Below are 24,585 nucleotides of genomic sequence, written 5' to 3' on the forward strand. Positions count from 1 at the left end.
AACCGAGGCCGGTCGGAAGGACCGTTACGACTGTTGCACAGCCCGCGACGCCCTGTGAGGGATTCGGCAACACACGATACGGTGGTGCTTCAGGCATATGCCACCGTCTTCCCGGAGTGACTTCGGCACCTGAACGGCGTACGCGGGCCCATGGCCAAGTCGTAGTATGCCTACGGGACTTGACGGTCATCGAGGCCGGGGGCGCGTCGTCGTCCTGGTGTTCGGGGAACCCCTGTTCCGTGACGGCGGGTCAGTACCGCAGCACCCCCGCGATGCCCTCCGCCTGCCCGAGTGCGCCGTCGGGTACGAAACGGACCTCGGCGCCGGTCTCCAGGCACTGTTCGACGATCTCGTCCACGATGTCCTCGCGGGCGTCCGGGTCGCCGCTGTCCGCCGGGACCAGATGGTCGCCGGTGTCGCTCACCGTCACCCGGTAGTCCTCCTCGACGACGAGCAGCCGGACCCGGCCGGTGCGGGCGCTCTCCCACAGCTCGTCGACCCCGGCCGCGTAGTCCTTGCGGCCCCGGGCGGTTTCCAGCTCCCGGGTCGCGGCCTCGGCGCGTTCGCGGTCCTCGGCGGCGATCACCGGACGCACCGCCTGCCACACTGCCTCGGGGGTGCCGTGGGCGAGGCCCCCGTGCGGGACGAGCACCGCCTCCCGCACCGTGCTCCCGGTCTCCTCCAGCACGGACAGCGCGGGCTGCGGACCGGTGACGTACAGCGGCCGGGGGTGCGAGCGCAGGACCCTGCCCATCGCGGCGTCGGCCTCGCGCAGGAACCGGCGGGTGTCCTCGTCGCGGAAGGTGCTCGGCGTGTCCCCGATCCGTTCCCGGCGCTCGGGGTCGAAGTTCTCCTCGGGCCGGTTGAGGGGGAAGCCGCCGGCACGGTCCTCGACGACCCGGTCCGTGCCGCCGCTCCACAGGGTGACGCGGTCGGCGGCGACCGAGAGCACCCAGAACGGCCGCTCGGAGGCGTGCGCGGCGACGAGATTGCGGGTCAGGAAGGTGTCCGAGAGGACCACGCGCTCGGGTACGGAACGGGCGAGGGTCCAGACCTGGTGCTCGCCCGGAGCGGCGAAGATCACCAGCCCGTCCTCGGCGTCGGCCGGGTCGACCTCGGCGAGGGCCAGGTCGAGTTCCCCGGACACCTCCGCGAGCCGCTCCCGGGTGACCGCCGGATCGTCCTCCAACCGCTTCTTGGCCTCGGCGACCGCGTTGCGCAGCCGGACGCGGTCCTGGGAGTTGTCCGGTTCGCGGCGGTGCGTCGGTGTCAGCACGGACACGGCCGGGTAGGGGCGGGGGCGCCGCAGTTCGGCGAGAGTGGCGGGACTCAGATCGTGCTCCATGTCAGCACGATAGGGCCGATGGGCATGCCGGGCATTCGGAGCGGACCGCCGCTCAGCCGGCCCGGTCCTCGGCGGACTCGGGGCCGCAGGAGCTGCCGTCCGGCGGCAGGGAGCCGTACAGCAGGAAGTCGTCGACCTTGCGGTGCACGCACCTGGAGGACGCGTAGCCGGTGTGCCCCTCGCCCTTGTTGTCGAGGACCACGGCCGGGGAGCCGAGCCGCTCGGCCGTCTCCACGGTCCAGCGGTACGGAGTCGCCGGGTCGCCCCGGGTGCCGACGAGCAGCATCCTCGCGGTGTCGAGGTTCTTCACGTCGTCGCGGATGTAGTCGGTGCCCTTGGGCCGGCCGTAGCACATCAGCACCTGGGTGAGCCGGTAGCGGCCGAAGACCGGCGACGCCTCCTCGTACCGTGTGCGCAGCCGGTCCAGCGAAGCGGCGACCTGGTCGGCGGTGGGGCGGTCGGGGTCGTCCGCGCAGTTGACCGCCATCAGGGCGGCCGGCAGGTTGTCCATGGGGACGTCCGCCTCGTCGGTGAGGCCCGCGCGGTCGCCCCCGGGGTCGGGCGCGCGGCCCCGCTCACGGACCGGGAAGGTGACACCGCCGGACGAGAAGCCCTCCAGGTCGCGGGTGTCGCCGTCCTCCAGCAGCCGCGCGAGCGACCGTTCCAGCAGGGGCCACAACTCCTGGCTGTACAGCGCCTGTCCGACGGCGCCGACCAAGTCCTGTCCGGAGAAGGGCTCCCCGAAGGCGGACGGCACCGGGTCGGAGTCGAGCGAGCCGACCAGCCGCACCATCTGGCGGCGGGCCTCCCGGGCGTCCTGGCCGAACGGGCAGGCGAGGTCCTTCACACACCAGTCGAGGAAGTTCTCCAGCGCGGTCTGCTGTCCGCGCGCGCCGGCCAGCCCCTGCTCGGCCAGCGGTTCCGTCAGTGTGTCCACGCCGTCCAGCGCCACCCGGCCCACCCGGTCGGGGAACCGGGCCGCGTAGACCGCGCCCAGCCGGGTTCCGTAGGAGAAGCCGAGGTAGTTGAGCCGGTCGTCGCCGAGCGCCCCGCGCATCACGTCCATGTCGCGCGCGGCGTCGACCGTGCCCATGTGGGACAGGACGGGGCCCGAGTGCTTCGCGCACTCGGCCGCCGCGTCCCGCAGCCGTCCGAGCACGTCCTTCGGGTCGGTGGTCCGCTCGTCCCCGCCCGTCGCCTCCATGATCTCCAGGCTGGCCGGGCCGCAGGTCACCGGGGAGGACCGGCCGACGCCGCGGGGGTCGAAGCCCACCACGTCGTAGCCGTTGGTGAGATGCATGAAGTTCTTGCCGCCGGCGGCGAGTTCGCTGACGCCGGAGCCGCCGGGCCCGCCGAAGTTCAGCAGCACCGAGCCGCGCGCGTTCCCGGTCGCGCGGTACCGGGCGAGGGCCAGGTCGAGGGTCTGCCCCTCGGGCCGGTCGTAGTCGAGGGGGACCGTGACCTTTCCGCACTGCAAGTCCTTCGGCATGTCCATGCCCTCACAGGCCGACCAGGTGACCCTCTGGCCGTAGAACCGGGACAGATCGGGCCCCGCGTCCCGTGCGGTCGCGGCGGGCAGCCCCGCGCCCAGCAGGGTCAGCCCGAGCGCTCCGGTGACCGCGCAGCGCCGGACCGAGGGCCGGGTCGACAGCTTGGCCTGCATCGATGCCTCCCGGGCGCCCCGTCGCGGACCGGTGGTCGGCGCCCTCGATCACCATAAGCGGGCCCCGCACCCGGCGCCTCCGGGCGGCGGTACCGGTCGCACAGACGTTTGGGCAGTCATGCCCTCCCCCGCGACCGGGACCGTCCGGTCGAAGCACGACGGGGCGTCCCGGGCGCTGCCGCGCTCGGCCGCGTCCCCCGTGGAAGCGGCGGTGCAACGCGTGGATCTCCCCGGTGAGTTCGGGTACCGGCCCTCCACGGTCACGCCGGGCGCCACCTCGTGCACCGCCGGCGTCCGCACCGGCGGCGCGGGGACGCCCGAGTCCGAGAGCCAGGCGCTCAGTCACTTCGACGACGCGACGTGCGCGATGCGCCCGAGGCCCACCCAGGCGTGCGCGGCGGCGCACATCGGGCAGTGCTCCCCGGACGTGTGCACCGTGGCCGCGGCCCGCTCCCGCGGGCTGAGCCGGGCGGCGGACCAGCGCGCGAGCCGGAACTCCGGATGACGGGTGCGGTCGCCGGAGGCCACCCGGTTGTGGTCCCCGGCCGGCACCGTGCCGTCCGCGCCGACCCGAACGGCTCGTCGCCGGCCTCCGGCGCCTCGGCGGCCGGCTCCACGCACCGGCGCAGGTGCGGCAGCTCGGTGTCGTGTCCTTCACGACCACGGCGTACGGTCCTCCTCGCGACGTGATCCTCCCCGGCCGGCCCATGTCCCCACTGACTTCGTCCGACTTCGTCCGGCTTCGTCGGCCGGAAGGCCGTGGACGCGACCGTCACCCGGTACGAGGCGTGGCCCGGGAGCCGGTGACGGTCGTGCCCCTCAGCGGCGCGGGCGCGAACGGGACCGGTCCAGCGCGGCCACGCCGACCGCGGCCAGGCCGATCTGGATGATCCACTCGATCCAGTCGATGCCCTTGGTGTCGGCCACGCCGAACGCCGAGGCGATCCACGACCCGACCAGCGCGGCCACGATGCCGACGAGGATCGTCCACAGGATGCCGATGCGCTGACGGCCCGGGACCACGAGCCGGCCCAGTACACCGATCACGACGCCGATGACGATGGCACTGATGATGCCGTCGATCTCCATCTCCACCCCTTCTCGTCAAAACCCCCCGCAGCGGTGAGTCTGCCCGCTGCGGGGCGGGCACAGTCCGGCCGGCTTCAGCGGCCCGGGTGGGGGTCTGAATCCCTCCCCGACTCGTCAGTTGGGTGCCCCAGGCGGCGGGGGAGTGGGGGTGGCCGGCGCGGCCGTGACGGTCCCGGCGAGGCGGGCCGTGATGGTCTCGGCGGCCTCCTGCCGCTGGGCGTCGCCGTCGCGCAGGCTCCCGGCCAGCAACCGCAGCGTGTGCCGGATCTCGGCCGCCACCGTGGGGTGCGGCAGACCGCCGGAGAGGACATCGAACAGGTGATTGAGGATCGTCCAGCCCGCGGTACGGGCCACGGCGTCGCCACCGACGACACCGCCGCCCACCGGATCCTCCCGCAGCCAGGTCGCGGCGAACACCGCGTCCAGGACATCGGTGACCGCGGGCACGCCCGGGTCGGCGGCGTGCTGCCAGGCCAGACGGTTGAGCCGGGTGGGTTCGAACAGCGGCTCGGCCACCACCGACACCGCGGCGGACACCGCCTCGATCGGGTCGAAGACGCGGCCGGCCCGGGTGCTGAGGTACTGGTCGGTGCGGTCGTGGCGGATCGCGGGCGGTGTGACGACGTCCAGCACGGCGCGCGGCAGGGCGAGTTCCTCGGCGCGCAGCAGGGAGGCGAGCCGGACGAGGGCCTCGCGCTGGAGGTCCGCCGCGACGGGCCGGGTGCCCACGTCGGGGTCGCCGCCCCAGGCGTAGCGGTAGCGCACCCCGCCCAGGAGCCGGGCCACGGCCTGCGTCTCGTGGCGGTGGAGCAGGTGCAACAGCGCGGCGCGCTCCTCCAGTTCACCGCTCTGCCGGTCCGGTGGCACGGCACCGGCCGTGAATCCTTCGAGGGCGGTGCGGCGCACCGCCCGCACCCGGTCCAGCGCATCGAGCGCGTCGCCACCGGTGACCCACGGGACGGCGTCGGCGTGCGCGGCGTGCGGGCCGTGCCCGTCCTCGTCCGTGGCGTACACCAGGCCCGACGCGGCGGCGTCACGGCGCAGTTCGGCCAGCGCGGTGTCCTCGTCGCGGCCGGGGAAGCGGCCGTAGGCGTGCGCGACCAGGAAGTGGTCCCAGGGGCCGAGCCCTTCGGCGTAGGCGCCGGACACGTCGACGCGGCCGTCCGCGGTGACGCCGACACGGGCGTGCGGATAGTCCATGACGGACGGCTTGGAGTGGTGGGTGCTGGCGTAGTTGTGCATGAACCCCAGCGCGTGGCCGATCTCGTGCGCCGCCAGTTGCCGCAGCCGGGAGAGCACCAACTCCTCGACAGCAGCGAGGCGTTCGGCCTCGTCGACGCGTCCGTACGGGGTCAGGAGGGCCTCGCCCAGAGCCCGTACCTGCTCCACCCGCTGCGAGCCGAGCCGGACCCGGCCGGCGACGATCTCGCCGGTGCGCGGGTCGGTCAGGCCGGCGCCCATGGACCAGCCCCGGCCCGCGCGGTGCACCCACCACACGGAGTTGACGCCCGGGTCGTGCAGATCGGCGTCGTCGTCGGCGACCTCCACGCGGAAGGCGTCGGTGAGGCCCGCGCTCTCGAAGCCCTCCCGCCACCAGTTGCCGCCCTCGACGACGGCCGAACGCAGCGGCTCGGGAATGGCGGGGTCCACCGCGAAGACGATCGGGCGGCGTACGGCGGAGACGGGTGCCGACGGGTCCAGCGGCTCCAGACGGAACCGGGGCTGGAACCGCACCGTGGGGGAGGAGCCGCCGGTGAGACGGGCGTGGTCGGCGTGGCCGATGCCGTAACCGCCGGAGCCCGGGTGGTACCGGCGCGTGGGCAGGGCCGGTTCGGGCAGCGGCAGGAAGTGGAGGTGCTGCGTGACACTCGCGGACCGCGGTTCGGGCACCACCGCGCGCACGGCGGCGCCGGTGCCGGGGCCGCTCAGTGTGAGCAGGGCGGACAGCCGGGTGCGGCCCTCGCGTGAGTGGCTCGCCTCGACGAGCGGCAGGCTGCGGTCTGCGTCCACCGTGTACGTGCCCTGCCCGCGCTCAAAGAGATGGCCGGTCAGGTCGTGGTGGTCCGCGACGGCCAGGGTGCCGGCGTCCACGACGACCGCTCCGTCCTCCTCGCGCAGGACGGGCGCGCTCCACAGCACGGACACCGCGAAGGACTCCTCGCCCGCACGGCGTTGCGGCCGGGTGCCATGGGCGAGACGGTGCTTGTTGTGCTGGACGAGGAGGACCCGGGGGCCGACCCGGCGGAAGGAGGCCACGCGGATCTTGCCGGGCCGGGCGCGGTCGGCCGGCAGGCCGCTGCTGCCGAGTCCGGTACCGAGGGCGGCGAGCAGCAGGAAGGGGGCGTCGAAGCGGCGTATGCCGACCAGCAGCCGGTCTCCGGCCGGGTCGTGCGGAAGGTCGAGCATGGCGGGCCTTTCGGCTTGTCGGGCAACGGCGGGCGAGCGCCGACGCGGAAGCGGGAGGAACGGGAACGGAGCGGGGAGCGGGCAGGGGGGGGGAGGAAACGGGCCCCGTGAACCGGGCGTTCTCGCGCGTATACGCGTGGATACGCTCCCCCCCGTGCACCCGGACATGAACGCCCGTCAGGGGAGCGTGCGGGCGAGCCCCGCCAGCCGCACGTCGCGGTTGCGGCCGAGGTGTGCCGTGACCTCCCGGCGGGCCGCATCGGCGTCGTGCGCGCGGATGGCGGCGATGATCCGGGCGTGCTCCTCGTGGGTCAGCTCGCGGTTGGCGGGGGCGGCCGTCGGAGCGCGGTCGAACAGGCGCATCTGGGTGATCAGCCGGTCCAGCAGCCCGGCGACGATCGCATTGTGCCCGGCGTGCCAAAGAGCCTGGTGGAAACCGGCGTTGGTGTGCGACACCGCGTCCGGTTCGGAGACGTTCAGCAGTTGGTCGTGGTGATGGGTCATCCGCGCCAGGTCGAGGTCGGTGCGGCGCAGCGCGGCCGCGGCCGCCGCGGCCGACTCCAGTGCGATACGGGCCTCGTACAGCTCCAGGATGTCCTCGGCGGTGATGACCGGGACGCGGTATCCACGCGGGACGCGTTCGAGCAGACCGTCCTGTTCGAGCCGGTTCAGTGCCTCCCGTACGGGAGTGCGCGAGACGCCGTAGCGGGCCCCGAGGGCGGTCTCCAGCAGCAGTGACCCCGGGTCGAGGGTGCCGTCGATGAGATCCTGGCGCACCTGCCGGTACATGCCGAGGCCGGAGTCGGGGGAGGCATCGCGCTCCCGTGGCGCGTCGGTTGCCGGTTCCTCGACTGGTTGCTGCGGGGCAGGGCTCACGGGGGCGTCCGTCCTCACTGGTCGTCCTCGGCGGTCGGTGCCCCATTGAAGCACGTGCGCCGGGAAAACGAGTTCACACGGTTGACATATGGATCCACTTGAATACGCACGGATCCACTGCCGATCATCTGTGCATGAGTCCCGTAGACGACACGGTCGGCCTGCTGTCGGCGTTGATCCGCAACGCCTGTGTGAACGACGGCAACCCCGATTCCGGCGGCGAGGCCCGCAACACCGGCGTCCTCCTCGACTACCTCTCCGGCACGGCCGCCGAGGTCGAGGTGGTCGAGCCGCACCCCGGCCGGGTCAGTGCCGTCTTCCGGGTACCGGGCCGCCGCCGCGACGCCCCCGCCCTGACCCTGCTCGGCCACACCGACGTCGTGCCCGCCGACCCGCGCGACTGGTCGCACGACCCGTTCTCCGGCGCGGTCCGCGACGGGATCGTGTGGGGCCGCGGCGCCATCGACATGCTCAACCTGACCTCCGCCATGGCGGTCGTGACGCGCGCGGTGGCCCAGCGGTCCGAACCCCTCGCCGGGGACCTCGTGTTCGCCGCCGTCGCGGACGAGGAGTCCGGCAGCCGGTTCGGCACCGGCTGGATCGCGCGCCACCGCCCGGAACTGCTCGCCTGGGACCACGCGCTCACCGAGAGCGCCGGCGCGCACGTCGGCCGGGGCGCGGTCACCGTCACCGTCGGCGAGAAGAGTTCCTTCGCCCGCCGGCTCGTCGTCCGGGGCCGCTCCGGACACGGCTCGATGCCCTGGGGCGCCCGGAACGCGGCGGTGCTCGCCGCGGAGGCCGCGGTGCGCGTCGCCCGGCACCGCCCGGCGGCCCGCACCGACGAACGCTGGGAGGCGTTCGTCCGCGCCCACGAGTTGCCCGCCGCCGTCACGGCCGGGCTCCTCGACCCGGCCACGCTCGACGACCATCTGCACCACCTGGGTGAGGCGGCCCGCTTCGCCCACGCGCTCACCCATCTCACCCTCACCCCCACCGTCGTACGGGCCGGGACCAAGCTCAACGTGATCCCCGGCACCGCCGTCGTGGACATCGACATCCGCGGCCTGCCCGGCCAGGACGAGTCCGAGGCCGACGCCGAACTGCGCGCCGCCCTGGGCGAACTGACCGAGTACGTCACCGTCGAACCGCTCGCCTCGCGCACCGCCTCGCAGTCCGCTGCGGGCCGGCTGTACACGTCGGTGGAGGCCGCCGTCGGCCGCCGCTTCCCCGGCCGGGCCCTGCTGCCGTCGCTCACGGCCGGCGGCACCGACGCCCGCTTCGTACGCGAACGCGGCGGCGCGGCCTACGGGTTCGGCCTCTACACACCCGACTGGGACGTTGGCCGATACCGCCGTCTCTTCCACGGCGACGACGAACACGTCGACGTTGAAAGCCTCCGCCTGACCACCGACGCGTTGCACGACGTTGTCCATTCCTTCCTGGAAGAAGAACGATGACCACCGAGCAGGAACCCTGGCAGTGGCCCGAGCCGGTCTGGCGCGGCCTCGTCGAACACGTCCGCGCCGGACGGGACCTGACCCCCGCCTCCTGGCCGGGCGGCGCCACCGTCGCCGTCGCCCTCTCCTTCGACAGCGACCACGAGACACCCGCCCTGCGCGACGGGCTCACCACCCCGGGCGTGCTGGCCGCCGGCGAGTACGGCGCCCGGGTCGCCGTGCCCCGCATCCTCGCTGTACTGGAGAAGCACGGCGTGCCGGCGTCGTTCTTCGTGCCCGCCGTCTCCGCGCTGCTGCACCCCGGCGAGATCGCCGACTACGCCGCCGCCGGCCACGAGGTCGGCGTCCACGGCTGGATCCACGAGCGCAACACGCTGCTGTCCCGCGCCGACGAGCGCGACCTGACCCTGCGCGGCCTGGACACCCTGGAAAGGCTCGCCGGAACCCGGCCCACCGGCATCCGCACCCCGTCCTGGGACTTCTCCCCGGACACCCTCGGCATCATCCGCGAACTGGGCTTCCTCTACGACTCCTCGCTGATGGCCGCCGACGACCCCTACGAACTCCTGGAGGACGGCCGGCCCACCGGCGTCGTCGAACTGCCCGTGGAGTGGATCCGCGACGACGCGCCCTACTTCGGCATGGCCCGCTTCGCCGGACTGCGCCCCTACACCCCACCGCACGAGGTGCTGCGGGTGTGGCGGGACGAGTTCGACGGGGCCCGCCGCGAGGGCGGTCTCTTCCAGCTCACCCTGCACCCCTCCATCTCCGGGCATCGCTCCCGGATCTGGCTGCTGGACGAACTCATCGGCCACATCTCGTCCTCGGGACCGGTCTGGTTCGCCACCCACGAGCAGATCGCCCGCCACATCCGCACCGAAGGAGGGCTCGCATGAGTCCGCACGCCGTCGTCACGGGCGCCGCCTCCGGCATCGGAGCCGGCATCGCCGACGACCTCGCCGCACACGGCTGGCGCGTCACCGGCGCCGACCTCAGAGCCGACGCCCTCACCGCCGTCCTCGACGCGATCCACGAACGGCACGGCGTTCCCGTACAGGCCGTCGTCGGCGACCTCGCCGACGCGGACCACGCCGCCGCGCTGATCGACCGGGCATGGTCCCTGGCCCCGGTCGACGCCCTGGTGAACGCCGCCGGCATCTACCCGGCGATCCCCTTCGAACAGCTCACCCCCGAACAGTGGGACCGGGTCCAGCACGTCAACGTCCGCGCGGCCGTCCTCACCGCGCAGCGCCTCGCCCACCACGCCCGCCCGGCGGGCCGCACCCCAGCCGTCGTCAACATCGCCTCCGGCGCCGCGCTGCGCGCCCGCCCCGGCGCCGCCCACTACGCCACCTCCAAGGCGGCCCTCGTCATGGCGACCAAGGCCACCGCCGTGGAACTGGGCCCCCACGGCATCCGCGTCAACGCCGTCTCACCCGGTTTCGTCGACGTCGACAGCCCCGTCAACCCGGTCACCCCCGACTACGCCGAGGCGGTCGGGCGGTCCCTGCTGCCGGGCCGGGCCCGAGCCGCCTCGATCGCGCCCGCGGTCCGCTTCCTGCTCGGCGAGGAGGCCGGCTGGATCACCGGCGCCAACCTGCCGGTCGACGGCGGCGCCTCCGCGGGCACCACAGCACTTCCCCACCACTGGTCCGTACCCACCCCCTGGCAGCTCGGCACCCCGGAGGCCACCGCATGAGCACCTACACCGTCGTCGGCGCCGGAGCGATCGGCGCCACCCTCGGCCACGCCCTCGCCCGTGACGGCCACCACGTCACCCTGGTCGACACCGACGCCGACCACATCGCCGCCGTCCGCCGCGACGGACTCGCCGTCCGCCGCCCCGACGGGCACGACGACACCGTCCGCGTCGCGGCCGCCCACACCACCGACGACCCGGACCTGCCGCCGCTGACCGGCCCCGTCCTGCTCGCCGTCAAGTCCCAGCACACCGCGCGGGCCGCCGAGTGGATCGCCGGCCGGCTCAGCGGCGACGGCTACGTGGTGTCCGTCCAGAACGGCCACAACGAACCCGTCATCGCCGACCACGTCGGCGCCGACCGCACCCTCGGCATCTTCGTCAACATCTTCGCGGACTACCTGGAACCCGGTGTCATCCGCGACGGCGGGCCGGGCGCCCTCGCCGTCGGCCTGCCGCAGGGCGGGGCCCCCGACCGGCGGGTCCTGGACCTCGCCGCCGACCTGCGCGCCTACGGCCCCGTCACCGCCACCGCCAACCTCCCCGGCCACCGCTGGGCCAAGCGCGGGTTCGGCGCGATCCTCGGCGTCACCACCCTCGTCGACGCCCCGATCGCCGAGATCGTCGACGCCCACCGGGACCTGGCCTCGGCAGCCGCCGCCGAGAGCACCGCGGTCGCCCTCGCCGAGGGCATCGTGCTGGAGGCGTTCGACGCCTACGAGCCGTACGCCTTCTCGGCCGCCGCCTCGCAGCGCGCCCGCACCGCCGCCCTCGACCGGCTGGTCGCCTGGCTGGCCACCCAGCCCAAGGACCGCAGCGGCGTCTTCCGCGACCTCGCGGTCCGCCGGCGGCCGATCGAGCGCCCGAGCCGCGACGACGGCTACGCCTCCCTCGCCGAACGCCACGGCGTCCCCACCCCGGTGGGCGGCGCGCTCGGCCGGTTCCTCGCGGAGATCGAGGCCGGTACGCGTTCCTTCTCCCACGACAACCTCGAAGACCTCCGCAAGGAGATCACCGCCGGGTAGCGCCCGGCGGGGGAGCGCGCCCTCGGGCCACGCCCTGCCGCCCCGACTCGACCGGCCTCGCTCCCGCCCCACCCACCGGCCTTGCTCCCATCCCGCCCACCGGCCTCGCTCCCGCCCCGCCCACCGGCCTTGCTCCCATCCCGCCCACCGGCCTCGCTCCCGCCCCGCCCACCGGCCTCGCTCCCATCCCACCCACCGGCCTCGCTCCCGCCCCACCCACCCGCGTTTCCCGAGCCCCGCCTCGAAAAGCCCGCCCCGAAAAAGCCCCGCCCCGAAGTCGCCGCCCGCCCCGGTCCGCCGCCCCACCGCCGCACCGCACGGCCCCGCCGCGTCGCCCCGCCGAAAGGACCCGTCACCATGGGGACACCCATACCGCGCCGCCTGCGCACGGTCGCCATACCCGGTCTCGCCCTCTCCCTCGCCGCCGTCCTCGCCGGATGCGGCGGCGGCACGGGCAACTCCGACGCCGGGGCGTCCGCCTCGCCCAAGGCGGGCGGAAGCCTGAAGATCGCCATCGACTCCGACCCCGTCTGCCTTGACCCCCAGCAGTCCACCCTCATCGCCAGCGCCGTCATCAACCGGCAGCTGGTCGACTCACTGATCGCCCAGGACCCCGACGACGGCACGTTCGTCGCCTGGCTCGCCGACAAGTGGCAGGCGTCCGCCGACGCCAAGTCCTTCACCTTCCACCTGCGTTCGGGCGTCACCTTCTCCGACGGCAGTCCCGTCGACTCGGCGGCCGTCAAGGCCAACTTCGACGCGATCGTCGCCGCCGGCGCCAAGTCGCCGTACGGCAGCCAGTACCTGCTCGGCTACACCGGCACCCGGATCAAGGACGCCGCCAACTTCACCGTCACCTTCGACCGGCCCAACGCGCAGTTCCTGATGGCCGCCTCCACCCCCACCCTCGGCCTGCTCTCCACCAGCAGCCTCAAGTCCTCCCTCGCCGACCGCTGCACCGGCAAGGGCCTGATCGGCTCCGGCCCGTTCACGTTCTCCTCCTACACCCAGAACTCCAGTACCGCCATCGCCAGGCGCAGTGGCTACAAGTGGCCCTCGGCGCTGGACAAGCACAGCGGCGACGCCTACCTCGACAAGGTGACGTACAGCGTGGTCGCCGAGCCGAGCGTGCGCTCCGGCAGCCTCAAGTCGGGCCAGGTCGACGTCGCCACCACCTTGCTGCCGCAGGACGAGAGCACACTCAAGAACGCCGGCTACACCCTGCTCGCCCGCGTCAACCCCGGCATCGTCATCGGCGCCGCGCCCAACCTGAAGAGTTCGAAGATCCTCCAGGACGCCGAGGTCCGCAAGGCGGTCCAACTGGCCATCGACCGGCAGCAGATCACCGACACCGTGCTCTCCCCGTCCTACGGCGTGGCCAAGAGCGTCCTGGGCTCCACCACCCCCGGCTACACCGACCTGTCCGCCGGTCTGAAGGCCGACCCGGACAAGGCCGCCGCGCTGCTCGACGCCGACGGCTGGAAGAAGGGCTCCGACGGCATCCGCGAGAAGAACGGCAAGAAGCTGTCGATCAGCCTGCTCTACTTCTACCAGCCCAACGTCATCGAGGCCGTCCAGCAGCAGTTGCGGGCCGTGGGCATCGACCTGAAGCTGAAGGAGGTCACCGCCGCCGAGTACGCCACCGCCTCCGCCAAGGGCGACTACGACCTGCGCTCCACCTCCGTCAGCCGCTCCGACCAGGACATCCTGCGCGCCATGTTCTCCAAGTCGGCAGGCAACCTCGCCTGGTTCACCGGTGACGAGGCCCAGGAGCCCGAGCTGGAGAAGCTGCTCGCCGCCCAACTCGCCACCACCGACACCGCCGAACGCGACAAGTTCGCCGCCCAGGCCCAGCAGATCCTCATCGACCAAGGCTACGTCTTCCCGTTCAGCCAGCTCACCCAGGTCGTCGGCATCTCCTCCAAGATCGCTGGAATCCGCTACGACGCGGCCTCCCGCATCCTCCTCTACGACGCGGGCCGGACCTCCTGATGACCCGCTACCTCGTACGCCGTGCCGCCACCGCGCTGCTCGTGCTGTGGGTGGCGTTCACCGGCACCTTCCTGCTCATGTACCTGCTGCCGGGCGACCCGGTCGAGATGATGCTGGGTCCGGAGGCCCTGCAGAACACCCCGCCCGACCAGGTCCGCGCACTGCGGGCCGAGTTCGGCACCGACCGGCCGCTGGTCGTGCAGTACGGCGACCAACTCCTGCGCCTGCTCCACCTGGACCTCGGCACGTCCTTCCAGCAGCGGACACCCGTCGGCGACCTGCTGGGCGCGGCCGTCGCGCCCACCCTGACACTGGCGGCGTCCGGGCTGGTCCTCGGCGTGCTGCTGGGAACCGCCCTGGCGGTGTGGACGCAGACCACGCGCAGCATCCGGCTGCGCGGTCTGCTCCGCTCCCTGCCCGCCCTCGGGGTCGCCATGCCGACGTTCTGGGTCGGCCTGATGCTGCTCCAGCTGTTCTCGTTCCGCTGGGGTCTGTTCCCCGCCTTCGGAGACCAGGGCGTCAGCACCCTCGTCCTGCCCGCCGTCACCCTGGCCCTGCCACTGGCCGCGGTGACCGCGCAGGTCCTCTCCGCCGGTATCGCCCACACTCTGGAGGAGCCCTACGTGGACGTGCTGCGCGCCAAAGGGGTCGGCACCGCGCGGCTGTTCACCCGGCATGTGCTGCGCAACGCCTCGCTGCCGACCCTGACGACCGTCGGCGTGTGGACCGCGCAGCTGCTCGGCGGAGCGGTGCTCACCGAGACCGTGTTCTCCCGGCCCGGCCTGGGCCAGACGGCGCAGACCGCGGTCTCCGCCCGGGACGTGCCCGTCGTGCAGGGCATCGTGCTGCTCGCGGCGGCCGTGTTCGTCGTGATCAGCCTGGGCGTCGACCTGCTGTACGGGATCATCGACCCGCGGATCCGGCTGACGGCGGTGACCGCGTGAGCGCCCCCGCCGCCCCCGTGGAGACCGCGCCCGCCGACCCCCGCCCGGGGCCCGCGCCGGCGCGCCGCGTCCGCCTGGCCGTACCGGCCCCCGGACTTCTGCTGTCCTGGCTGGTCATCGCCGTCGTCCTGCTGTGGGCCCTGGTACCGGACCTGTTCACCTCACAGGATCCGCTGCTCGGCGACCCGCGGGAGAAACTACTCGGCCCCTCGGCGCACCATCCCTTCGGCACCGACCAGTTGGGCCGCGACCTGTACGCGCGGGTCGTGCACGGGGCCTCACTCTCGCTGAGCGGGGTCCTCCTGGCCGTCGCGCTCGCGGTGGTCGTCGGGTCGCTGCTCGGCCTGCTCGCCGGCTACTTCGGCCGGCTGGTCGACGAGTGCGTGATGCGGGTGTGCGACGTGCTGCTGGCCATCCCCAGTCTGCTGCTGTCCATGGCGATCATCACCGTGCTCGGCCACGGGACGGTGAAGGTGGCGGTGGCGGTCGGGATCGCGGGCGTGGCCGGCTTCGCGCGGACGGTACGCAGCGAGGTCCTCAAGGTGCGCGAGGCCGGCTTCGTCGAGGCGGCTCGGGCCGCGGGGGTCGGCCGCTGGACCACCGTCGCCCGCCATGTCGTCCCCAACTCCTACCGGCCCGCGCTGGTGCTGGCCACCGTCGAGTTCGGCACCTCGCTGCTGGCCATCGCCGGACTGAGCTTCCTCGGCTACGGAGAACCGGCGCCCCAGCCCGAGTGGGGATCGCTGATCTCCGGGGGCCGCGACTTCCTGGACAGCGCCTGGTGGCTCACCACGATCCCCGGTCTCGTCGTCGTGGCCGTCGTCCTCTCCGTCAACCGCCTCTCCCACCACCGGAGGACCCGATGACCGCCCCCTCCGATCCCCGCCGGCCGAAGACGGCTCCGGCACCGGACCCGGCCGCACGGCCCACGCTGTCGGTGCGCGGGCTGTCCGTCGCCTACGCGGGACGGCCGCCGGTCGTGCGGGACGTGACCTTCGACGTGCCGGCCGGGCAGGTCGTCGCCCTGGTGGGCGAATCCGGTTCCGGCAAGAGCACCACCGCGCTCGCCGCGCTCGGACTGCTGCCCGCCTCGGCTCGTGTGGTGGGCGGTTCCGTCGGGTTCGCGGACACCGGCGATCTGCTGACCCTGCCCGGGGCGAAGCTGAGGGCGCTGCGCGGACGGGACATCGGCTTCGTACCGCAGGACCCGGGTGTCTCCCTGGACCCCACCCAGCGGATCGGCCACCAGGTGGCCGAGGCACTCCTCGTGCACGGATACGGCGACCGGGCGGGGGCGGCCCGCAGAGCCGTCGAGATCCTGGAGCACGTCGGGCTCGACGCCCCCGCCCGCCGCGCCCGCCAGTACCCGCACGAACTGTCCGGAGGCATGCGCCAGCGCGTGCTGATCGGCATCGCCTGGGCCTGCGAGCCCCGGCTGATCATCGCCGACGAGCCGACGAGCGCCCTCGACGTCACCGTGCAGCGGCAGATCCTCGACCACCTGGACCGGCTGCGCACCGAGACGGGCACCGCCCTGCTCCTGGTGACGCACGACCTCGCGGTGGCCGCCGACCGCGCCCAGCACATCGTCGTCCTCGCCGCGGGGCGCGTCGTCGAGCAGGGGCCGCCGGACAAGGTGCTGCACGACCCGGAGGACGCCTACACCCGGCTGCTCGTGCGCAGCATTCCCGGACGCGGCAGGACACAGGCCCGACGCGGCAAGAGCCCGGCCTCCCCACGGGCGACGCCCGTCGAAGGCGAGCGGGACGCTCCCGCCCCGCTGGTGCGCGTCGAGGAGCTGGTCAAGGAGTTCGACGCCCGTCGCCCCGACGGCAGCCGGTTCCGCTTCCGGGCGGTGGACGGCGTCAGCTTCACCGTCGCACGTGGCGAAACCCTCGCCCTGGTCGGCGAGTCGGGCTCGGGGAAGTCCACCACCGCCCGCGCGGTGATGGCCCTGGAGCGGCCCACCCGGGGCGACGTCCACTTCGACGGGATCCCGCTCCACTCGGTGGGCGCCCGTGAACTGCGCCGGCTGCGACGGCGCTTCCAGCTCGTCCAGCAGAACCCGTACAACTCCCTGAGCCCCCGACTGAGCGTCGAGAGCATCGTCGGCGAGCCCCTGCGTGCCTTCGGCGCCCCCAGGGACTCCGGCCGGATCCACGCCCTGCTGGAACGCGTGGGGCTCTCCCGCACCCTGGCGGCACGCCGCCCCTCCGAACTCTCCGGCGGCCAGCGCCAGCGCGTCGCCATCGCCCGTGCCCTGGCGCTCGAACCGGACCTGGTGGTCTGCGACGAGCCCGTCTCGGCGCTCGACGTCACGACGCAGGCCCAGGTGCTCCAACTGCTCGCCGAACTCCAGGAGGAACTCGGGCTGAGCTATCTGTTCATCTCGCACGACCTCGCGGTGGTACGGGACATCGCCGACCGGGTGGCCGTGATGCGCACGGGCCGCGTCGTCGAGACGGGGCCGACGGCCACCGTCTTCGACGACCCGCGCGAGGAGTACACGGCACAGCTGATCGCCGCGGTACCCGGCCGCGACTACTGACCCGGACCCTTGAGGCACCCGCCGGGCATGGCGCCGCGGCTCAACTCCCGCACGGGCGACGAGAAGGACGCCTGGGCGGGCGCCCGGCAACCGGGACCGCACGACGTTCCCAACCCCTGCGGCCCGCACCCCGGCCGCGCCGGACGGACGCCCGGCCGGGTCGCCCTGCCGGTCCAGGTCCAGGACTTGGTCCAGGACTTGGTCTAGGTCGCGGCCCCGCGCCGCCCCAGCGCCGTCAGATGGGCCTGCCTGACCGGTGCCGTCTGGCCCTGCACCAGGAGGAACACGGCCTCGCGCGCGAGCCGTTGGGCCGGGTGGTCGAGGCCTGTCGCGCGTCCGCCGCCGGCCACGACCGCCGCGGTCGTCGCCGCCCGCAGAAGGTCGTACGCCCGGGTCCGCAGCGCCAGCCTCTCCTCGACCCGCTCGTGCGGGACGGGGTGGTCGGCGAGCGCGTACGCCCGCGCCCTGACCTCGTCGAGCCGGGCGCGCAGCGCGTCGGCCGTGCCGCGCTCGTCCGGCGCGGCGCCCAGCAGGTCCAGCGCGGCGTACGCGACGCCGAAGACGGCCGGGGAGGCGTTGGTGCTGCGGGGCAGGTCGACCCGGGCGAAGTCCTCCCGCGGGGTGCGCAGCACCACGGACTCCTCCGGCAGCCACAGACCGTCCAGCGCGAGGGCGACCGTCCGGGCGGCCGTCAGCGCCGCCAGCCGCATGGGCGCCGAGGGCCGCAGCCCCGGCTGCTCGCGCGCGTCCGCGAACGCGAACACCACCTCGTCCGCCTCGGTCACGCCCGCGAGCAGCATCAGGTCGTTCAAACCCCAGCCGGTGTACCAGGGCACGGTGCCGTCGAAGCGCACCCCGCCCCGCTCGGCGGTGGCGCGCACCGGGATTCGGGGGAAGGCGCGGATGTGCGCGTAGGCGATGCCCGCCAGCAGCTCGCCGGTGGCCAGTGGGCGCAACAGACGTTGGCGCGCGGGAAGTTCGGGTGCCGCCTTGGTCAGCAGCCGTACCGGCGTGTGGTGCTGGGTCTGCACGAACCAGGTGGAGCAGCAGGCACCGGCCAGGATCTCCGCGACCTCCCGGGCGACCTGGTCCGGGGCACCCGCCCCGCCGCACTCCTCGGGCGCGCTCACCCCGAGCAGCCCGGACCGCCGGATCTCCTCGATGTGACTCACGGGCACACCGTCCTGGTCGACGCGCTGCGCGGACGGGGTGAGCAGGTCGTCCGCGAGCCGGCGGGCCTCGGTGACGAGCGGGTGGGGTGTGGTGGTCATGGAGCGATTCTCCGGACGGGCCCCGACGGTGACGAGGAGGCACGGCGCGACGAAGCCCGCCGACCCCGCGGCGACCCGGTCGGGTTGACTGGTCTACACCCTTGACTGGTACAGACCAACGCGGTTGAGTGTGCCTCCACACCCCCCTCCACGGCCGCCCCCACGCCGTGGCCGGTCCGACCGGCACGTGCGCACGGGGCCCGGCTCCGCCCTGCCCCTGTACGGGGGCGGCCGTGCTCCGCCGAAGGAGACAGACCTGTGTCTAGGCGCCGTATATCCGCTCTCGTGGCCGCAGTCGTCCTCGCGGGCGCCGTGCCCCTGCTCGCGCCCGCCACCGTGGCCTCCGCCGCCGCGTGTTCGAGTTACCCGGCCTGGTCGGCGGGCACGTGGTACAACGCGGGCGACATCGTCCGCTACACCGACGGCAAGGCCTACATCGCCGAGTACGCCAACCCGGGCTACGATCCGGTCATCAGCACCTGGTACTGGGAGCCGTACGCCTGCGACGGCGGCTCGGACACCCCGATCGGCAACTTCGTGGTGAGCGAGGCCCAGTTCAACCAGATGTTCCCGGGCAGAAACTCCTTCTACACCTACGGCGGCCTCACCGCCGCGCTCAGCGCCTACCCGGGCTTCGCCAACACCGGCAGCGACACCACCAAGAAGCAGGAGGCCGCGGCCTTCCTCGCCAACGTCAGTCACGAGACCGGCGGCCTGGTGCACATCGTCGAGCAGAACACCGACAACTACCCGCACTACTGCGACTGGAACCAGCCCTACGGCTGCCCGGCCGGCCAGGCGGCCTACTACGGGCGCGGACCGATCCAGCTCAGCTGGAACTTCAACTACAAGGCGGCGGGTGACGCGTTGGGCATCGACCTGCTGGGCAACCCCTGGCTGGTGCAGAACGACGCGGCCGTCGCCTGGAAGACCGGCCTGTGGTACTGGAACACCCAGTCCGGGCCGGGCAGCACGACCGCGCACAACGCCATGGTCAACGGCGCCGGCTTCGGCCAGACGATCCGCTCCATCAACGGCTCCCTGGAGTGCGACGGCAGGAACCCGGCGCAGGTCCAGAGCCGCGTCACCACCTACCAGCAGTTCAGCCAGATCCTCGGTGTCTCCCCGGGCGACAACCTGTACTGCTGAGCGCGGGGGCCCTGTGCGAGACTCCGCCGATGACCTCGGAAGCGATCACCGCGCACTCCTCGGGCACCTGGCACCTCGGCGACCTGCCCGTCCGCCGCATCGGCCTCGGCACGATGCGGCTGACGGGCAGCGCCGCCTTCCATCTCGGCACGGCGAGCGACCGCGAGCGGTCCCTCGCCGTACTGCGCCGGGCGGTCGAACTCGGCGTCAACCACATCGACACGGCCGCCTTCTACTTCTCGTCCCTGCGGTCCGCCAACGAACTGATCAACAGTGCCCTGGCGCCCTACGCCGACGACCTGGTGATCGTCACCAAGGTCGGCCCGTACCGCGACTGGTCGGGGCAGTGGGGCACCTCCGCCCGCCCCGAGGACCTGCGCGCCCATGTCGAGGAGAACCTGCGCCAGCTCGGCCGCGACCACCTCAACGTCGTCAACCTCCGCCGCATGAGGCAGGAATCGATCGCCGAGCACTTCGGCGCCCTCGCCGAGCTGCGCGAGGCGGGCCTGATCCGCCACCTCGGCGTCTCCGACGTGGAGCCCCGGCACCTCGCCGAGGCCCAGGCCATCGCGCCCGTGGTCTGCGTCCAGAACCGTTACGGCCTCGGCTTCCACGACCCCGCCACCGACGAACTCCTCGGCATGTGCCGCGCGGGGGGCATCGCCTTCGTGCCGTTCTACGCCATCGCGGGCGAGGCCGGACCCCGGGGCGCCGGCACCGCCCACGAGGAGCAGGTCCGGGCGGTCGCCCGTGCGCACGGGGCGAGCCCCGCGCAGGTCAGGATCGCCTGGACGCTGCACCAGGGCCCGCACGTCCTCGCCATCCCCGGCACCGGGGACCCCGGCCACCTCGCCGAGAACGTCGCCGCCGGCGCCCTGCGCCTCACCGACGAGGACCTGGCACGGCTCGACGGCGCCCGGACGGGCTGACCGGCGCCGCGGGACGCCGGGGACTTGGCGTCCGGAGGGTTTTACGTATAACCTCTCCCGTCAATCGCCCGTCCGGAAAGGTCCCGATGACACGCGTCGCCCTGGTCACCCTCGTCGTCGACGACTACGACGAGGCGATCCGCTTCTACACCGAGGCCGTCGGATTCCGCCTCGTCGAGGACACGCCTCGCCCCGACGGTTCCCGCTGGGTCGTCGTCGGGCCCGGTTCCCCGGCGCAGGGCACCGCACTGCTGCTGGCCCGCGCCCGGGGCGAGGTTCAGCGCTCCCGGGTCGGCGACCAGACGGGCGGACGCGTCGGCTTCTTCCTGTACACCGACGACTTCGCCCGCGACCACGCCCGGATGACCGCCGCGGGCGTGACCTTCCTGGAGGAGCCCCGCCGCGAGCCCTACGGCTCGGTCGCCGTCTTCCGGGACCTGTACGGCAACCGCTGGGACCTGCTCCAGCCCGCCGCCTCCTGACCCGCCCCGCCCCGCGCTCTCCGCCCCGCCTGCCCCCGCTCCCGCACCGACCCGCCGAGGAACGACCGCACATGTCATCTACGCGCATAGACGCCGAGACGCTCCGCCGCCTCCCCAAGGCCGTGCTCCACGACCACCTGGACGGCGGCCTGCGCCCCGCGACCGTCGTGGAACTGGCTGCCACGGCCGGCCACACCCTGCCCGCCACCGACCCCGACGAGCTGGCCGCCTGGTACTACGAGGCCGCCAACTCCGGTGACCTGGTGCGCTACATCGCCACCTTCGAGCACACCCTCGCCGTGCTGCAGAGCCGCGAGGGCCTGCTGCGCACCGCCGAGGAGTATGTCCTCGACCTCGCCGCCGACGGTGTCGTCTACGGCGAGGTCCGCTACGCCCCCGAGCTGATGACCAGCGGCGGTCTGACCCTCGCCGAGGTCGTCGAGACCGTCCAGGAGGGGCTGGCCGCCGGCATGGCCGGGGCGGCGGCAGCGGGCACCCCGGTCCGCGTCGGCACCCTGCTGTGCGGGATGCGGATGTTCGACCGCACCCGCGAGACCGCCGACCTCGCGGTGGCCTTCCGGGACGCCGGTGTCGTCGGCTTCGACATCGCGGGCGCCGAGGACGGCTTCCCGCCCGCCGACCACCTCGACGCCTTCGCGCACCTGCGCCGCGAGAACGTGCCCTTCACCATCCACGCGGGCGAGGCGCACGGGCTGCCCAGCATCCACCAGGCCCTCCAGGTGTGCGGCGCCCAGCGCATCGGCCACGGCGTGCGGATCACCGAGGACATCCCCGACCTCGCGGCCGGCAAGCTCGGCCGCCTCGCCGGCTGGGTCCGCGACCGCCGCATCGCCCTGGAGATGTGCCCGACCTCCAACCTCCAGACGGGCGCCGCCACCTCGATCGCCGAACACCCGATCACCGCGCTCAAGGACCTCGGCTTCCGCGTCACCCTCAACACCGACAACCGCCTCGTCTCGGGCACGACGATGACCCGCGAGATGTCCCTGCTGGTCGAGCAGGCGGGCTGGAGCGTCGAGGACCTGCGCACGGTCACGGTGAACGCCGTCAAGAGCGCCTTCATCCCGTTCGACGAGCGCAACGCCCTCATCGAGGAGGTCGTACTGCCGGGCTACGCGTCCGCGCTGCGGACGAGCCCGCGCACATAGGCGGCCTGTCCGACGTGCTGGAGATCGTCCGACAGGACGCTGACCAGCCTCGCGCCGAGCGTGACCGGCGGAACCCAGCTGTCGTCCACGATCCGCTCCAGGTCCTTGGCGGTCAGGGAGTGCAGGGCGCCGAGCGTCTGCTCGTGCACGGCGTCGTAGTAACCGGTCAGCAGGCCGGCCGAGTCGACCCGCACCTTCGCGACATCGGCGGAGCCGTGCCCGTAACCGGTGTCGTGGCGGGGCAGACCGAGGCCGAGGCGCTTCTCCCAGCCCTGGGCCACCCACACCTGGTCGAGCCCGAAGGCGTCGGCGACATGGTCGTCCTGGACCCGGGTGAGGTGCCAGACCAGCCACGAGACGGAGTTGGCGTCCGGGGCGGGGCGGGCGTTCAGGCCGTCGGGGTCCAGGCCCCCGACGGCGGCGTGGACTTCTTCCCTGATGCGGCCGTAGGCCTCGATGAGGATGTCCTTCGCGTGCATACGTCCACCATCGCTCAGTCCGCCCTCACGCGCTTCCCGTTTCCAGCAGCCCCATCAGCGCCCGTGCCGCCGGGCTGGTGGCCTGGGCGGGCGGCAGCAGCGCGACGGTCTCGTACTCCGTCCCGGTGCGGTCCTTGAGCGGCAGCGAGGCGAGGGCGGCCCGCTTGTGCCCGAAGTGCCGGGGCACGACCGCGATGCCGAGGTTCTCGTCGATCAGGTCGAGCAGGCCGTGCACGTCGTTCACCTCCAGCGGCACGCTCCGCCGTACGCCCGCCGCGGTGAAGACGGTGTCGGTGACGCGGCGCGGACCCCAGTCCGGGTGGAAGTCGACGAAGACCTCGTCGGCGAGGTCTCGCGGGGTGAGCACCGCGCCGGCCGCCGCGAGCCGGTGGCCGGGATGGCACAGCACCGTCATCGGCTCGCCGGCCAGCGCGACCGAACGCAGCTGGTCCGTGTCCTCCTGCGTCCGGTAGGCGAAGGCCAGATCGAGCCGCCCGGCCGCGACCTCCTCCGCCAGCCGGCCCGAGCCCGCCTGCCGCAGCCGGATCTCCACGTCCGGGTGCCGCCTGCGGAACGCGGCCAGCAGCCCCGCCACCGGCACTCCGGCGACGCACTGCTCGGCCCCCAGCGACAGCGTGCCGCGCAGCACCCCCTGCACCGCGGCGACCGCCTCGTGCGCCGACCGCACCTGGGCGAGGATCCGCCGCGCCTCGACCAGCAGCGCCCGCCCGGCCTCCGTCAGCGTCACCCGGCGGGTCGTGCGCACGAACAGCGGCGCCCGCAGCTCCCGCTCCAGCGCCCGGACGGACGCCGAGAGACCGGACTGGGACACCAGCAGCCGTTGCGCCGCGCGGGTGAAGTGCTGGTCCTCGGCGACCGCCACGAAGTGCTGGAGTTGACGCAGTTCCATGATTGAGAAGCGTAACCGCGCAATCCCATCGGATTCTTCTGTTGGACCACTGCCCGCAGGTCGCGACAGAGTGGGAGACCGTTGCCCGCCGGACCCGCCGAGGCCCGTACCCGGATGCCCAACCCTCTGGAGTCGCGTTGTACACCGCACACCCCGACCGCTACGCGGACATGCCCTACCGGCGCACCGGACGCAGCGGTCTGAAGCTTCCCGCGCTCTCGCTCGGCCTGTGGCACAACTTCGGCCCGGACCGCCCCGTGGAGACCCAGCGCGCCATCCTGCGCCGCGCCTTCGACCTCGGCGTCACCCACTTCGACCTCGCCAACAACTACGGCCCGCCGCCCGGCGCCGCCGAGTCCGCGCTCGGCGAGGCGCTGACGGCAGACTTCGCGCCGTACCGCGACGAGCTGGTCATCTCCACCAAGGCCGGCTATCTGATGTGGCCCGGCCCGTACGGCGAGTGGGGCTCGCGCAAGTACCTGCTCTCCTCCCTCGACCGGAGCCTGACCCGGATGGGCCTGGACCACGTCGACATCTTCTACTCGCACCGCCCCGACCCGCAGACTCCGCTGGAGGAGACGGTGGGCGCCCTGCACACGGCCGTGCGGCAGGGCAAGGCGCTGTACGTCGGCGTCTCCAACTACTCGCCGGAGCAGACCCGCGAGGCCGCCCGCATCCTGGCCGAGCTGGGCACGCCGCTGCTCATCCACCAGCCGCGCTACTCCATGCTCGACCGCCGGCCCGAGACCAGTGGCCTCCTGGACACCCTCGACGAGCTGGAGGTCGGCTCCATCGCCTACTCCCCGCTGGAGCAGGGCCTGTTGACCGGCCGCTACCTGAACGGCATCCCGGAGGACTCGCGCGCCGCGAGCGACAGCCCCTTCCTGAACTCCGACGCGGTCACCGAGGAACTGGTCGGCAAGCTGCGCGCCCTGGACGAGATCGCGAAGTCCCGCGGTCAGTCGCCGGCCCAGATGGCCCTGGCGTGGGTGCTGCGCGAGGGGCGCGTGACCTCCGCCCTGGTCGGCGCGAGCAGCCCGGGGCAGTTGGAGGACAGCGTCTCGGCCGTCGGCAACCTCGACTTCGGCGCCGACGAGCTGGCCCGCATCGACGAGATCGTCAACCAGTAGGCTCCGGATCCCGGAGGCGGAC

General features: G+C 73.3%; 22 protein-coding genes and 1 pseudogene. 14 read left to right on the forward strand and 9 right to left on the reverse strand.

Annotated features, from left to right (window positions below):
• Positions 1–250: 250 nt before the first annotated feature.
• The 6 genes and pseudogenes from AC4IHM_RS30115 to AC4IHM_RS30140 form a co-directional block, all read right to left on the reverse strand.
• Positions 251–1,345: a baeRF3 domain-containing protein gene (locus AC4IHM_RS30115; protein WP_490870118.1), complete on the reverse strand. Its 1,095-nt coding sequence runs from the start codon at positions 1,343–1,345 to the stop codon at positions 251–253.
• A 52-nt stretch (positions 1,346–1,397) separates the two neighbouring features.
• The gene (locus AC4IHM_RS30120) at positions 1,398–3,008 is read right to left on the reverse strand and encodes an alpha/beta hydrolase (protein WP_490870119.1); all 1,611 of its coding nucleotides are present in this window, start codon (positions 3,006–3,008) and stop codon (positions 1,398–1,400) included.
• Between the two features lie 190 nt (positions 3,009–3,198).
• Positions 3,199–3,646: pseudogene (locus AC4IHM_RS30125) on the reverse strand (nucleoside deaminase); the annotation flags it as partial.
• A 181-nt stretch (positions 3,647–3,827) separates the two neighbouring features.
• Entirely contained in the window at positions 3,828–4,097 is a 270-nt protein-coding gene (locus AC4IHM_RS30130; protein WP_490870120.1) for a GlsB/YeaQ/YmgE family stress response membrane protein, read from the reverse strand.
• Positions 4,098–4,211: 114 nt separating this feature from the next.
• Positions 4,212–6,503 (reverse strand): zinc-dependent metalloprotease, encoded by a 2,292-nt coding sequence (locus tag AC4IHM_RS30135; RefSeq protein WP_490870121.1) that lies wholly within the window; start codon positions 6,501–6,503, stop codon positions 4,212–4,214.
• Positions 6,504–6,680: 177 nt separating this feature from the next.
• Positions 6,681–7,379: a GntR family transcriptional regulator gene (locus AC4IHM_RS30140; protein WP_490870122.1), complete on the reverse strand. Its 699-nt coding sequence runs from the start codon at positions 7,377–7,379 to the stop codon at positions 6,681–6,683.
• Positions 7,380–7,513: 134 nt separating this feature from the next.
• On the opposite strand from AC4IHM_RS30140, the gene AC4IHM_RS30145 reads away from it, so the two are divergent.
• The 9 genes from AC4IHM_RS30145 (at position 7,514) to AC4IHM_RS30185 (ending at position 17,251) form a co-directional block, all read left to right on the forward strand.
• The gene (locus tag AC4IHM_RS30145) at positions 7,514–8,836 is read left to right on the forward strand and encodes a M20/M25/M40 family metallo-hydrolase (RefSeq protein WP_490870123.1); all 1,323 of its coding nucleotides are present in this window, start codon (positions 7,514–7,516) and stop codon (positions 8,834–8,836) included.
• Complete coding sequence (locus AC4IHM_RS30150) at positions 8,833–9,732, forward strand: polysaccharide deacetylase family protein (protein ID WP_490870124.1); 900 nt, start codon at positions 8,833–8,835, stop codon at positions 9,730–9,732. Before AC4IHM_RS30145 ends, AC4IHM_RS30150 begins: the two co-directional genes overlap by 4 nt.
• Entirely contained in the window at positions 9,729–10,535 is an 807-nt protein-coding gene (locus AC4IHM_RS30155; RefSeq protein ID WP_490870125.1) for an SDR family NAD(P)-dependent oxidoreductase, read from the forward strand. Before AC4IHM_RS30150 ends, AC4IHM_RS30155 begins: the two co-directional genes overlap by 4 nt.
• Entirely contained in the window at positions 10,532–11,560 is a 1,029-nt protein-coding gene (locus AC4IHM_RS30160) for a ketopantoate reductase family protein (RefSeq protein WP_490870126.1), read from the forward strand. Before AC4IHM_RS30155 ends, AC4IHM_RS30160 begins: the two co-directional genes overlap by 4 nt.
• 357 nt (positions 11,561–11,917) lie before the next feature.
• A complete protein-coding gene (locus tag AC4IHM_RS30165) occupies positions 11,918–13,552 on the forward strand; it encodes an ABC transporter substrate-binding protein (RefSeq protein WP_490870127.1) in 1,635 nt (544 codons plus the stop codon).
• Complete coding sequence (locus AC4IHM_RS30170) at positions 13,552–14,496, forward strand: ABC transporter permease (protein WP_490870128.1); 945 nt, start codon at positions 13,552–13,554, stop codon at positions 14,494–14,496. The genes AC4IHM_RS30165 and AC4IHM_RS30170 overlap by 1 nt, the downstream gene beginning before the upstream one ends.
• A complete protein-coding gene (locus tag AC4IHM_RS30175) occupies positions 14,493–15,362 on the forward strand; it encodes an ABC transporter permease (protein WP_490870129.1) in 870 nt (289 codons plus the stop codon). Before AC4IHM_RS30170 ends, AC4IHM_RS30175 begins: the two co-directional genes overlap by 4 nt.
• Positions 15,359–17,044: a dipeptide ABC transporter ATP-binding protein gene (locus AC4IHM_RS30180; RefSeq protein WP_490870130.1), complete on the forward strand. Its 1,686-nt coding sequence runs from the start codon at positions 15,359–15,361 to the stop codon at positions 17,042–17,044. Before AC4IHM_RS30175 ends, AC4IHM_RS30180 begins: the two co-directional genes overlap by 4 nt.
• Before the next feature lie 27 nt (positions 17,045–17,071).
• Complete coding sequence (locus AC4IHM_RS30185) at positions 17,072–17,251, forward strand: hypothetical protein (protein ID WP_490870131.1); 180 nt, start codon at positions 17,072–17,074, stop codon at positions 17,249–17,251.
• Here AC4IHM_RS30185 and AC4IHM_RS30190 read toward each other — a convergent pair.
• Complete coding sequence (locus AC4IHM_RS30190) at positions 17,248–18,315, reverse strand: acyl-CoA dehydrogenase family protein (RefSeq protein ID WP_490870132.1); 1,068 nt, start codon at positions 18,313–18,315, stop codon at positions 17,248–17,250. The genes AC4IHM_RS30185 and AC4IHM_RS30190 overlap by 4 nt on opposite strands.
• A gap of 258 nt (positions 18,316–18,573) precedes the next feature.
• Here AC4IHM_RS30190 and AC4IHM_RS30195 point away from each other — a divergent pair, with 258 nt between their 5' ends.
• The 4 genes from AC4IHM_RS30195 (at position 18,574) to AC4IHM_RS30210 (ending at position 22,044) form a co-directional block, all read left to right on the forward strand.
• Positions 18,574–19,464, forward strand: a complete 891-nt coding sequence (locus tag AC4IHM_RS30195) for a glycoside hydrolase family 19 protein (protein WP_490870133.1) — start codon at positions 18,574–18,576, stop codon at positions 19,462–19,464.
• A gap of 29 nt (positions 19,465–19,493) precedes the next feature.
• Positions 19,494–20,393 (forward strand): aldo/keto reductase, encoded by a 900-nt coding sequence (locus AC4IHM_RS30200; protein WP_490870134.1) that lies wholly within the window; start codon positions 19,494–19,496, stop codon positions 20,391–20,393.
• Between the two features lie 86 nt (positions 20,394–20,479).
• On the forward strand, positions 20,480–20,875 hold the full coding sequence (locus AC4IHM_RS30205) for a VOC family protein (RefSeq protein ID WP_490870135.1): 396 nt from the start codon (positions 20,480–20,482) through the stop codon (positions 20,873–20,875).
• Between the two features lie 71 nt (positions 20,876–20,946).
• A complete protein-coding gene (locus tag AC4IHM_RS30210; protein ID WP_490870136.1) occupies positions 20,947–22,044 on the forward strand; it encodes an adenosine deaminase in 1,098 nt (365 codons plus the stop codon).
• Here the strand turns inward: AC4IHM_RS30210 and AC4IHM_RS30215 are convergent.
• Both AC4IHM_RS30215 and AC4IHM_RS30220 read right to left on the reverse strand, forming a co-directional pair.
• Positions 22,008–22,523 carry a mycothiol transferase gene (locus AC4IHM_RS30215; RefSeq protein ID WP_490870137.1) on the reverse strand — a complete coding sequence of 172 codons (516 nt, stop codon included), beginning with the start codon at positions 22,521–22,523 and terminating at the stop codon, positions 22,008–22,010. The two genes, AC4IHM_RS30210 and AC4IHM_RS30215, sit on opposite strands and share 37 nt — an antisense overlap.
• Positions 22,524–22,548: 25 nt before the next feature.
• Positions 22,549–23,433 (reverse strand): LysR family transcriptional regulator, encoded by an 885-nt coding sequence (locus AC4IHM_RS30220; protein ID WP_490870138.1) that lies wholly within the window; start codon positions 23,431–23,433, stop codon positions 22,549–22,551.
• Between the two features lie 137 nt (positions 23,434–23,570).
• Here AC4IHM_RS30220 and mgrA point away from each other — a divergent pair, with 137 nt between their 5' ends.
• On the forward strand, positions 23,571–24,563 hold the full coding sequence (gene mgrA / locus AC4IHM_RS30225) for an L-glyceraldehyde 3-phosphate reductase (protein ID WP_490870139.1): 993 nt from the start codon (positions 23,571–23,573) through the stop codon (positions 24,561–24,563).
• The last annotated feature ends 22 nt before the right edge of the window (positions 24,564–24,585 follow it).

It is taken from the genome of Streptomyces sp. SL06, from assembly GCF_058244745.1.